Genomic DNA, 12932 nt, shown 5'->3' with positions numbered 1-12932 from the left:
GTTCTTCGCTCATGCTAGGCTTTAATGGTTATGCGGGTCAAAGCCGCCTTTGGCGATTTCAGAGGCAACAAAAAACGCGCCTTGAGTAACAATGCGTGTGTTTGGCGCAAGGCCAATTATTTCTCGATATTCGCCTAACGAACGACCTAAGGTTATTTCTACTGCGGTAAACTCTCCGGGGTGATCTTCAACAAATACCGTCCAATCACCATCGCTTGAGCGCATCAATGCCGACTCAGGTACGGCCATCACTTTTGTGTCAGTTTTAAAACTAAAATTTACATTAACAAACATACCTGGATGAAGACGATCCTGGTCATTTTTAACCACTAAACGTACGATGCGGGTGCGGGTTTTTGGGTCTATGGTGTGCGCTTCTTGAATAACAGTGGCGACAAAAAATTGCTTGGCCATTTCAATCACAGCTTGCGTACCTTTGGGTAAGTTTAATTGCTTATTGGGCGAAACCCGTGCTTCAACCCAGAGCTCACTTTCGTCTGCTAACACCATAATGGCGTCGCCTGCAGACACCCGTTGCCCCTGATAAAAATCATCACTTAATACCGCACCAGCCCGCTGTGCAATCAAGGTGTATTCGCCAAGTTCTTCTAAATGATTATTTGACGAGTTGTTTTTAACCACATAGGCAATAGCCTGCTCTGTTAAACCAAAGGCTTTCAAACGACTGTACGCCGAAATATAATCAGTTTCGGCCGCTAATAATTGGCTCTCACTAACGCTCGCTTTACCCAGTTTTTTATTTCTTTGCCAATCATTATAAGCAACACGGTATTTCGCTTGTGCTTCTACAACAGACTCACTAAATAATGTGACTAGCGCATCGCCTTTTTCCACATGCTGCCCTAACGTGGCGTGGCGAGAAACCACCACAGATTCAGTGCGCGGTGAAACAATATAGCTTTTATAGCCATTAGCTTTAATCTCACCCGGCGCATAGACATGATTGGTAAACACCTTTGCAGAGACCTCGGCAACTTCAATACCCGCAATCGCCATTTTTTCAGGGCTTAAGCTGACACCTTCTTTATGGGATGCTGCTGCAGATTCATTACCTTTTAAAGCGTTTTCTATCAGATCTTGGCTAGAGTTTGATTTAGCGCTTTGTACAGAACCTATAAGCGTTTGTGCTTCATTGCCATGTTGGTGTGAATGTTTTTCAGCCTTATCTTCATGTCTTGAGCTGACTTCATCTGCAGCATGCTCTTTTTGCTTGAGGGGGTGACTGACTTGCTGTTCATCTTCTGTATGGTGTCTTGTTATTGATTGCGAGGTTGTTATTGATTTCGAGCTTGGTATTGCTGTGGGTGCAATGTTAACGGCTAACGCTGAAGCACTAAACACCACAAGCAAGACTAAAACCAATAGTAGCTTCGCATTAAACAAGCCCATTAATACTCGTGGAGAAATAGCGATATTTGCTAAAAAGCTGATATTTGAAGATCGAAAAAATAGTGCTGCCATAGTGAGGCTGCTGATATAAAACTTATGCATGTTGATACTCTTAATTTTCTTTTTAAGATTAATAAATCGAAACTATCCAAGCAGTTAGCTGAACTTATCATTCAACAATAGCCGCAGATATTAATAGCGTAAAGACAAGAAATCCTGTTGAATTCGCTGAAAAAAAACACTATGCCGATTTATAAACCAGATACTTAAACCCGCAAAAAATGCTCGTTTAAGTGCTTATAAATTTAAGGTAAGTTTTAAACTATTGGAGGGCGGTGTTCTGGTGTGATCCAAAACGATAATAATGCTATTTTTCTGGTCAAAATATTATCATTAGATTTATGGATTACGCTTGATGCTGAATCACTAGCAATGTAAACACCTGTCGGTGCATGACAATGGCAGCAATGATGACAATCGAATGGGTCCTGCTCGGCATTATCAGCAGCATTATTAGTCGCTGTTAATGCACCTTCTTGATGTGACTGATGTGACGAGTCTACGCTGCGATGGGAAATGTTTTGAGCGCCGTCTGTTTCCTGATGACTACGGTGTGAATCAAAGGCAGCAGCAATTGTTTGACCGGCAAACAATAGTGCAAACATTATAATTAACAAGCGATTGAACACAGGCAAAGCTCTCTTAAAAACGAACTGGCAGTGTAAGTTAATTGCTGACAGGCTTCAACCGTAAAGTTTTTCTCTGAGTGAAATTGCCTTAACTCACAAGTTTAGCCAGTAAATTTCAATTAAGCAGAGAGTCTGATTATCAAGCAAGGTGATTATGCTCAGAAACAACATTGAACATCTAGGTCCATTCGTAAAAAGCCAAGTGTAAATTATTAGAGCCGATTATTAGAGCCTTTAGTTGACTATACTTAAGCAATTAAACTTCGACGACTCTATTTCGACCTAGGTCTTTTGTTTTAGAAAGCGCACTATCTAAGCTATGATAAATGGATTCAAAATCAGTAATAGATTTTTCAATGTAGGTAATGGAAAAACTTGCTGTAACCCTTATCTCTTTTGCATCATTTAATGACATAGGATTGTTTTCAAAACTACTGAGGATACGTTCAACAATAATTTGCGCAGATACTTTTTCTAAATCCTTTAAACAAACGACAAATTCCTCGCCACTAATTCTGCCAAATAAATCTTGCTGTCGAATATTATCTTTAGTTAATTTGACGATATGTCTCAGTGCTTTATCACCAATAACATGTGAATATTTATCATTAATGGCTTTAAAATTATCTAGGTCAAAAAGGATAATAGCGTGTATATCATTGTTCTTGGTGTTTTTTAGGTTCGCTATTTGTTCAAAAATAGCGCGTCTATTGTAAATACGGGTTAATTCATCAGTTTCTAACAATATTTTTTGTTTGTTTTTTTCACGCCATATAAATAAGCCGATAGCGAGTAAAACAAATATTAATAAACCGGATAGAACTAAAGTGATTTTTGATTGCTCTACTTTTGCTGAAACTAAACTAAGTTCCAGTGTCACTATATCTTGTTGCAATTCGGCAATATCTAGAACAGAAACCGAGTTTTGTTGATCAATCAAAGCTTGCTGATTAATATTAATGTAACTTTCAAAGTATTTTTGTGATGCTTCCACCTGATTTTGAGCAATATAATATTTGGTCAAAAACTCATACAGATAACGCAGATTTGATGCTTTTGTTTGCTTAATTAATTCTGCTTTCTTTGATATAAAGCTATTAATGCATTGAGTTCGATTATTTTCTACACAGGCTATCGCTTTATACAAGAGCATTTTATTATTGGATTGCGACTTTCCAATCCTACTTTGATAGGGCTCAAATTCATCAATAAGCACTAACATTAGAGCAAACTTTTTTTCCATGTAGGCAATTTTTATTTTCAAAATCAATAATAAAACGTTGTAATCTTCAGTGTCTATGAAAAGGTCGGCTGCTGATTCAAATTTTCTAAAATAATGCTTACCTTCTTCAATTTCCCCTGCATCTAATAATTCAGTCGCAATAGAATAATAAGACCAATGTATCTCGAAATCATCCTTAATATAAGACAACTGTTTTTTAAATTCATTCGCGGCAAGCGTAAACTGACCCAGAGATGAATATATTTGAGCTATGCTCATGTATATATTAGCTATAAAAGGGTTATCGCCTTTATTTACCTCCCGCAGCCTAACAAAGGCTTTTATTTTCTCAACTGCGGTCATTTCAGCGCAAGACTGAAGCTCAGCCATATCTAAGTACTTTAAAAACCCTGGTGACGCACTGGTCACCAACAACCTATTTTCATGCAAAAAATCGCAGGCTTTTGTTGGTGAATATCGATGATAAAAGTTTGTTAAATCATAAATAGCAATGGATAGAATATTCTTATTTACTTCGCTACTGGGCAAAAGTGTTATTTTTTTTAAGTATCTTAAATAATCGTCACTAACCCCATACTTACAGAAAATAACAGTCGATTTTTGCCAGAGTAATTTTGAACGTGCTTGATTCGATAAATCAGGTGAGTTTGTTAAAAACCATTCAACTTTATCACTTATCACCTTGTCCACTGGACAAGCATAATGATGTGATGGTTGAATACTATTCAAGGTAAGGTTCAAATCATTGGCGAATGCCGAATTAATTACAGATAAAAAACAATAATATATCACAGGAAATATAAAAAATTTATTAACTGCTATCTTAAAGATATTCAAAATCCGTTATTCCTTTAATGCTTAATATATAAATTAAAAGTCTATTATATAGAGCGAGTTTTCAAACTACTCGTCAGCCGCTTTAAAGGTTAATTTTAAGCAAACCGACGACCGTAGTCATAGATATTAGGCTGAAATTTTTTCGCACAGGTGTTTATTTATACTAGCTTTTACAAAAAACTGACTGAAAACCAACTAAAAGCTGAGTAAATAAGATACCTAAATATCTATTAAATTAAAAAATTTTTAATTTAATAGATATAATTAACAAAAGCATAGGTGCAGTTATTTCGTTTCATCAAACAGGTCATTGGGTTGCATTAGTGATCCTATTTTGGAATTCAACTTCACCCGTTAATTTATAATCTTAAACATTATACTTAATCCATAAGTAAAATTAAAAATTATCGCTATTACTTTGAATTGTTTCTATTTTGACATATATACAATAAATAACATATTCGTACAATAAATAACATATCTATCATTAACTTAAAACCAACTTAATTTACATAACCAGTCATTTCTAAAAAGCCACTGCCTTGATGACTGCCAGAAAATGTCACCATACCTTCAAAATACTCGATACCAAAGCGCATAATTTGTTTATTGTTAATCACGCTAACCTCAATATCGATATCGTCCTGGGTAATGACAATTGAAAACTGCTCAGGATAGCGCGAACTGTCACCTGATGATTGCAACTTGGTATTCGCTTTGATCCTAGTCAAGCTGATATCGCTTGATGATAATGTTTTAATTGTGCCATCGCGCCGCATAATACTGCCATAAAGGTAATCTTTAATGTCTGAACGAATTCGGTAAACCATTAGCGCCGTATTGTCATTTAAGCGTAGTGAAAACCAGTCCCAACCTTGTTGATCTTCTGCCAACATTTGTGACCCCCACTCACGATCAAACCAGGCATTACCTGTTACTTTTTGCCATTTATTTTGCCAAAACACTTCGCCACTCACGTTAATAAAAGGTTGTGAATAATAATAACTGGCGATCGCTAAGCTATGATGTTTTTGGCTAAAGCCGTTTTCGCCTTGTAGGAAATACGGTGTTTTTCCTATTAGTGCTTCATCCAGGCTTAAATTCAAATTTACCTGCCAGCCTTGTGCTTGCTCAGCTGTCGCTACAACAGTTGGCTCGACAGTTGGCTCGACAACAATTGCCTTATCACTCATTGGCTGCTGAACCGTTAATTTATTCGCAAGTGGCTGTGGCTTTGATGAACTGGCTAACGGTTGAGTAGTATCAGCACTAATAACATTACCATAGCGCAAATTAGCCGGTAATAACCCTTGTGTTGATTGCCAATGCCAATTATCAATTGCCGCCTTAAAAGGTTGTGTGGTAATTTCCACGTTACCCAACTCTTCGCGCCCGCTGCGAAAAGCCGATTGATGCTGGTTTGCATCAGCTAATGCAGCATGAGCAAAGTACCAATGCTTGTCTTCTACTGCTCGACGAAATAAGGTCCACTGCGCGGCCAATTCCTCACCATTTTCCGTGGTTAAATTAGCCGTTAAATACCACCATTCTTGTTGGAAATTTTTATGTGGAGCATGTGCTTGCTCGAATGTAATAACATGGTCTTTAGTCGGTTGCTCAAAATCGCCAAGCGTATCACTAAGCCCTTTCAAAGCTGAGCGTTTTGCTGGCTTTTCATCACTACAGGCCGCAAGCAGAAAAAAACTAAGCAGTGTTAGCAGAAAAAATTTACTCAATACCGGACGGTTTATCATGACAAACTAGCTCTAACGTTAAGTTTATATAATGGCAGGGCTAATGCAGGGATCAGCATCAAGATACCGAGCACACTACTCACCACAAATGGCCCTATTTCAAAAACCAAGGGCATTGACCAACCAAAAGAGGCTGGTAAAATTAAACTCACCAACGCATTTGCCAAGGCGGTAGCAACAGGCCAACTTAATAAAATAGCACCAAAAGCTAACAGCAACCATTGCCATAGCATATGGCTAAACAGCTCAAACTGGCTGTAGCCTAAACTGCTTAAAATATGTAAGTCGGGTTTGCGGGCTAACTCCAAACTATTCGCTGATAAAAACAAACCTAAACAAGCAATAGAGAGTAATACAAAAGCAATAGCTTGTGTTAAAGCAAAGCTTTGCTCAAACACAGCTAACGCCAGTTTTTTGATTTGCTCTGGTTGGTACATTTGGCTGCTGTCTATGCCGACATCATCAATAAGCGCTTGTTTAATAACATTGGCATCTAAGGTTAAAAACAGTCCAAAGCCAGTTTCTTGCCACGCTGATAGCTCATCAATGTTGAGTTTTGATGGTATTTTGATGGCAAAAGCTTGATTGCCATAATCGTAATAAATAGCTTGAACACGGCAAGATAGACTGTGTTGACCTTGTTTTATTTCAATGACTTGCTGTACTGTAATCAAACGTTTGTAGGCTAGTTGTTCATTAATATAACAGCTTCTTTCTGTGCTATTAAGGGTAGCCAGCTTACCTGATTTCAGCGATAAGCTTTGTTGCTGCTTTTTCGAGCTCAGGCGATGGACCTCAACAGTGTCTGCTTGGTACTTTGCCACCGTGCTAGTAAATAAAACATATTCTTCAACACCGTTTTTTTGTTGCAACCATTGGCTTAATGGCTGTTTTTGCTCTGCGTTGTAACGCACGAACAAGTCGGCATTAAGTAACTGATTTAAATAAGACACAAAGGCACTTTGAAAACTATTCACCATTAAAGCGGCGGCAATACTGGCGGTTAAGGCTAAATAAAAAGCGGCAATGGGCAGATAACGTCTACCCACTTGCTGACTGGCATCTTGAAAAATAAACTTTAAGCGAAAAGACCGGCTGATTAATGCCAATGTTTGCAGAAAAAACTTCAACAAATTAGGCAATATCGCGACACTGGCGAGTAACAGCAAGCCGTATTTAAACATCAAATGATGCCAGTTATTATCGGGCCAAAAAACAAATAAAACTAAGAGAATAGCAGCAACTATGGCTGTGGTTTTAAAACTAAAATATTGTTGGGATAGTCGTGCAGAGAAGGCAATTTTTGCTGAACCAATAAGTCTAAATTGTTTCAGTAACGCCGCCATAACAGCAATTGACGATATCGCAAAGGCCCATAAACTGTATTGCCACTGCCATTGAAATTGCCCACTGACTTGTAATTGATAAAGTTGCTCTAGCGTCAAGCCCAATAATGGCAATATAAAAGACACTAAAACAAAGGCAATAACCATACCGAGCACACTCGCCAACAAGGTTAACGATAAGGCCTCACACAGCATAACTTTCATAATGGTGTTTAATTCAATACCCAGCAAACGCAATTGCGTGGCAAGCTCACGCCTTTTGGTCCAAGCCTGATTCGCTGCCTGAAAAGCAATAAAAAGGCTAACAATAAAACCCAAAATGGCTAAGGCCGATAAATTAAGATGTAAGGCGTCGGCAAAACCTTCACGTTCTGTAATGGACCAGGTTTCTTGAATAGACAGGTAAGGAGGTAACGCCGCTTTAAGTCGTGAAATTTCGCTGACTGACATCTCACTTACCATCAAATGGCTAAAGCCTTTAATGTCTGGAAATAGCTGCCACGCGAGTGCAATATCAAGCAAAGCAACATTGCCCCAATCGGCAACATTATTGATATTCACTGCTACCGCGTCATGGTTGCTGACCGTTAATGACACTGGCACACTATTTTTAATAGTTAAACCGAGCAAGTCTGCATAGCCTTGTTCAATATTCACAGCTTTACTGGTGTAGCTTGCTGGCATGGTAAGCACTAACGGCAAAATATCTATCGCTCGAAAAGCTATTTTCTCACCATTAGCTAAAACTTTACTGAAAACATGGGTCGCATTGAGTTGATAAAAGCCTTGTGCTCTTAACTGAGCATAATCACTTATTGAAATAGTTTCCCCCGACGCCGGTACAATATGAAAAGCAACAGGCGACTTTAAACGACTATTGGCAGATTGATACTGCTGCTCACTTGCGTCATTTAGCACCAAAATACTCAATAAGGTGCTGGTCGCTATTGCTAAGCTAAAGATAAAACCAAGGTTGAGTAAAGGCTTATTAATATATTCGCCAATGTGGGCTTTTAGCACTAAAAGAAATTCAGAGTGTACTTTTTTTACGTTAGAACTAACCATCACATTAGCCTTCAAACAAGGTTAATGTGCCGTCAACAAGACGATAAATTTTATCCATACTGCGGGCTACATCAAGGCTATGGGTTACCATGAGTAAGGCTGTATTTTTAGATTTAGCCAAATTGACTAATTGCTCAACGACATGTTCACTGTTGGTTTTGTCAAGATTACCTGTTGGCTCATCGGCTAATAACAGCTGAGGTTTTGCATTTAATGCCCGCGCAATCGCTACGCGTTGCATTTCACCACCGGAAAGTGTCGCAGGAAATTTAGCAAGAAGTGACGATATGCCAAGTTCTTTAGCTAAAGTTAAGCCATGATTTTCATCAAAACGACCTGATAATTTGGCGCTAAATTCAATGTTGTCTTGTACTGACAAACTGCTTAATAAATTAAACTGCTGAAAAATAATACCTAGGTACTGTTTTCTTAAACGACTTAACTGTTTATCTGAGGCGTTAGATAAGGGTAAATTGGCAATCGCTATTTCCCCTTGCTGAATAGGCTCTAATCCAGCAATTAAATTTAGTAACGTGGTTTTGCCGCTGCCACTCTCGCCCATTAGTGCCACACATTCACCGGGAGCAACGGATAATGATAAATCAGTAAACAAATAACGATGGTTGTCACCATCGGTAACTTCATGACTTAATGCTGTTATTTTTAAAGACAAACTCGTTCCTTTTAACGCCGTTGCTGATGACAAATAAATGCTAAGCCATTTGTCAGGGTTTGCCCACGATTACTTGCTATAAACTTGCTATAAAATACTGAGCAGAAGCGATAAGTTATTATACTTTCGTCACTATGTATTTGGATCAGTAAGTCAGTGTTATATTATCAGTAAAGCGATATTTATAGTATTTAGATAGCCAGCGATAGCTCAAATGCCAATAAGTCACTGAGTACTGAGCGCTATTTTTTAACTTTTAACCCATGGTTCTTTTTATAACTGAACGCCACAAAACAGCTTAATATCATTCCAACAGCATACTTGAGCATTACTTTAGGATATAAAAAAGGCCAGTGTGAAATATCACACTGGCCTTGATAGAATAATGACTGTTTTATTCGTAAGAGCGCTCTAACCAAACAATTTGCATTTTTAGATCTGCAATTTCATCATTGGCGTCAGTTAACTGCTGCTCAATAGTTTTTGGCATTACCATAGCGTTGACGCTAAGCTCTATTACATTGACTGCTTCTTCATGAACCATGAGGCTCTCCTAATTAACGTTACCACGCTTGTATTATTACACAACAAGTTTCATTTTTCCCGTATTAAACGTAAATTAAATTTCACATCGAAAGCTAAGCATGCTTTTTCCAATCAAAACGAAACAAAATAACATAAGAACGAAACCTAATTAAGCATAGCAAAGCCTGAATAAATATAAAAAAACCCCTAAAGTATTAAAGAACCTTATTTAGAAAGCTTTCATCTAAACTTTCACTCAAGATTACATAAGCAGCCTTACATGAAAATTCTGTAAGCTGTATTCAACTTACTATTGATTTAAGCGCTATCTATCCCCATAAATGATAAACATTTAACAAAAATATTTATCATGCGCTTATTAAAATCAACTCAAGTATTAGATTTACATCCAAATATTGCACATCGTTTCACCCGTAAAGCGACTCGCGCCATTGTCTTGAACGGTGAGAATATTTTACTGCTATATACCAAGCGTTATCACGATTACACTTTACCAGGAGGCGGCATTGATGAAGGGGAAGATAATATTTCTGGCCTTATTCGTGAATTACGTGAAGAAACTGGGGCACAAAATGTCAATAATATTCAAGCATTTGGGTATTATGAAGAGTATCGTAATTGGCATAAAAATGATTATGATGTGATTCATATGCTGTCTTATTGCTATACCTGCGAAATAGATCAAGAGCTACTAGCGCCAGAATTTGAGCCTCATGAATTGCAAAATGGTATGCAACCCCTTTGGATGAACATCCACACCGCTATTTTACACAATGAAATGGTGATAAAAAATAGTGAAAAAAAAGGCTTATCCATCGAACGAGAAACCTTTTTATTAAAACGTATTGTTGCTGAATTACTTTAGCACCCCGGATGGCTATTTTACTTGGCCAGAGCAACGCTGATACTTTTGACCACTGCGGTGACAATACGGTTTATTTCTTGCTGTTTTCTCAAGCTATGATAGTTAAGCTTCACTACTACTTACCTAAAGCTAAGTTTTTTTTCGCTGCGTCGCTTAGCTTACGTTGCATAGTTGAACTCATTTTTTGCTTAGAAACAGCAAATAATTAATCCTCAAATACCCGTTTACCTCATTCATTAACAACACCTTAGTTTTTGTTAATAACAATAAAAACGGTCATTGTTCTCACTCAACTTATCCATAACCTTAACTTAACCTTAGATAAACATGAGCTCAACCTGAGATTTTAGCTGATAATCGATTAAGTGATACTTGCCACTGTACATTTCTTGTTAACGCGTTAATCTATCAGCAAATATAAATGCAACAGTGCTAATTTTCATGATAAAACCATTAACGCTCTCAATCGCCTTATTAATTTATTCATTATCTTCCTCAGCCTTTGAGATCCAAGCAACACAACAAGCTGCAGTGGCAATGCCTGATAGTTTTAGTGCCGAGGTTTCAGCAAAAATACTTTCACAAGGAGGTAATGCCATTGACGCGGCTATTGCTGCACAATTTGTTTTAGCGGTAACCCAGCCCGAAGCCGGTAATGTCGGTGGTGGCGGTTTCATGGTGATTTATAAGGATAATAAAGCAGACTTTTTAGATTATCGTGAAGTTGCCCCCTTAAAAGCCCATCGTGATATGTATTTAGATGAGCATGGCGATGTTATTCCTTATCAGTCTTTATACGGTGTTTTATCTTCTGGTGTACCTGGCACGGTAGATGGCATGTGGCAAGCCCATAAAAAATATGGCTCACTCCCTTGGAAGTCTTTAGTCATGCCCGCGGTAGCCTTAGCTGAACAAGGGTTTATTGTTCATGAAAACCTAGCAAAAAACATTGTATGGCGTATTAACAGCTTCAAACAAGAAGGTATAAAGGTTAATTTTGCTGAGCACTTTGCCAGCGCTAAAACCGGTACTTTGTTTAAACAAGCTAATTTAGCAAAAACACTAGAGCGCATTGCAGATGATGGCCGTAATGGTTTTTATCAAGGTGAAACCGCAAAAATAATTACTGATTTCATGACAAAAAACGGTGGCATCATTGGTTATGATGATTTAGATAATTATCGTGCAACATGGCGTAAACCACTAGAAAAAACGTGGCGTGGTCACCAAGTGCTAACGGCCCCACCACCAAGTTCTGGCGGTATTGCTATTTTACAGTGGCTAAATATGTATGATTTACTCTCAAATAATAAAACGCCATTAGCACATAATTCAGCAGCTTATATGCATCGCTTAGCAGAAATCGGGAAGCGTGTTTTTGCTGACCGCGCAGAATACTTAGGCGATCCTGATTTCTTTGATGTCCCGCAAGAAAAATTACTGGCTGATAGTTACTTAAAAACACGTATCGCGGGTATTTCAGCTGATACTATTTCGGTTACTAACACCATTAAACCTGGCTTAAAAGAGAGCCCAGACACCACACATTTTTCCATTATCGATAAATGGGGTAATGCCGTATCAAATACAACAACCATTAATTATACCTTTGGTAGTGGTGTTATTGTTGAAGGCGCTGGTTTTATTTTAAATGATGAAATGGATGACTTTAGCGTTAAAGCCGGTGTGGCAAATATTTATGGCGCCGTCGGTGGCGAAGCAAATGAAATTCAAGCTAATAAGCGTATGCTGTCGTCTATGACCCCCACTATCTTGTTAAAAGACAACAAAGTTAAATTAGTGACCGGCTCTCCCGGCGGTACCACCATCATTAGTTCGGTTTATCAGTCTATGCTTAATGTGATTGAATTTGACATGAATGCTGAACAAGCGGCAAATGCCCCAAGATTCCATCATCAATTATTACCAAAGGATGTTATTCAACATTACCCTGGTATTGCTGAACAAGAAAAATCAGCACTTAAAAAAATGGGCTATACCCTGAGTGAACGTCGATTTGGCGCGGTACAGCTGATCATTGCCAACGAGCAACAATTAGATGCGGCAGCAGAGTCTGGTGGTCGAGGTAAATCAATTGTTATTGAGCAATAACAGCAAAATATAAAAATATAAAGGCAAGCTCTTCGGGGCTCAAACACCCAACCGCTAGTGTTTTATTAACACCCAGTTATGAAAGGATTTTTTATAACTGGTTTTTTTTTATAACTGAGTATTTTTTATAACTGGGTATTAATGCAAAGCATGATGACTGATTACAACACCATCAATAAGGACTGACTAAAAAATTCGTCTCACATTAAGTCGACTTGATTAAGGTAGCAAGGTACTAATGGCTTAACATTTCACCATAAATAAAACCAACAACAGCTTTCAGTGTTTCACATACTTTACATAGCAACTAATATCCGCTCTAGATTAGTACTGAATATCAATCATTCATTAAGCCCAACCATTTACATGTAAATAATTCTCATTTAAAATAA

9 protein-coding genes are annotated in these 12932 nt (G+C 37.9%); 2 read left to right on the top strand and 7 right to left on the bottom strand.

Annotation, left to right across the window (positions count from 1 at the left end):
- Positions 1–21: 21 nt before the first annotated feature.
- From H4J41_RS15015 to H4J41_RS14985, 7 genes are all read right to left on the bottom strand, one after another.
- Positions 22–1410 carry an efflux RND transporter periplasmic adaptor subunit gene (locus tag H4J41_RS15015; RefSeq protein WP_182137981.1) on the bottom strand — a complete coding sequence of 463 codons (1389 nt, stop codon included), beginning with the start codon at positions 1408–1410 and terminating at the stop codon, positions 22–24.
- Positions 1411–1727: 317 nt separating this feature from the next.
- On the bottom strand, positions 1728–2075 hold the full coding sequence (locus H4J41_RS15010) for a hypothetical protein (RefSeq protein ID WP_182137545.1): 348 nt from the start codon (positions 2073–2075) through the stop codon (positions 1728–1730).
- Between the two features lie 280 nt (positions 2076–2355).
- Positions 2356–4179, bottom strand: a complete 1824-nt coding sequence (locus tag H4J41_RS15005) for a GGDEF domain-containing protein (protein WP_182137544.1) — start codon at positions 4177–4179, stop codon at positions 2356–2358.
- Between the two features lie 503 nt (positions 4180–4682).
- Complete coding sequence (locus H4J41_RS15000; RefSeq protein WP_182137543.1) at positions 4683–5933, bottom strand: lipocalin-like domain-containing protein; 1251 nt, start codon at positions 5931–5933, stop codon at positions 4683–4685.
- Complete coding sequence (locus tag H4J41_RS14995; RefSeq protein ID WP_182137542.1) at positions 5930–8344, bottom strand: FtsX-like permease family protein; 2415 nt, start codon at positions 8342–8344, stop codon at positions 5930–5932. The genes H4J41_RS15000 and H4J41_RS14995 overlap by 4 nt, the downstream gene beginning before the upstream one ends.
- Before the next feature lie 4 nt (positions 8345–8348).
- Positions 8349–9017 (bottom strand): ABC transporter ATP-binding protein, encoded by a 669-nt coding sequence (locus H4J41_RS14990; protein ID WP_182137541.1) that lies wholly within the window; start codon positions 9015–9017, stop codon positions 8349–8351.
- 394 nt (positions 9018–9411) lie between these two features.
- On the bottom strand, positions 9412–9561 hold the full coding sequence (locus tag H4J41_RS14985; RefSeq protein ID WP_182138021.1) for a hypothetical protein: 150 nt from the start codon (positions 9559–9561) through the stop codon (positions 9412–9414).
- A 351-nt stretch (positions 9562–9912) separates the two neighbouring features.
- Here H4J41_RS14985 and H4J41_RS14980 point away from each other — a divergent pair, with 351 nt between their 5' ends.
- Both H4J41_RS14980 and ggt read left to right on the top strand, forming a co-directional pair.
- On the top strand, positions 9913–10428 hold the full coding sequence (locus H4J41_RS14980) for an NUDIX hydrolase (protein ID WP_182137540.1): 516 nt from the start codon (positions 9913–9915) through the stop codon (positions 10426–10428).
- A gap of 441 nt (positions 10429–10869) precedes the next feature.
- Positions 10870–12540, top strand: coding sequence for a gamma-glutamyltransferase (gene ggt / locus H4J41_RS14975; protein ID WP_182137539.1), 1671 nt, complete (start codon positions 10870–10872; stop codon positions 12538–12540).
- Positions 12541–12932 lie beyond the last annotated feature (392 nt).

This window comes from Colwellia sp. MB3u-45 (assembly GCF_014077005.1).
Lineage (GTDB): Bacteria > Pseudomonadota > Gammaproteobacteria > Enterobacterales > Alteromonadaceae > Cognaticolwellia.
This window is presented reverse-complemented; position numbering and strand designations above follow the sequence as displayed.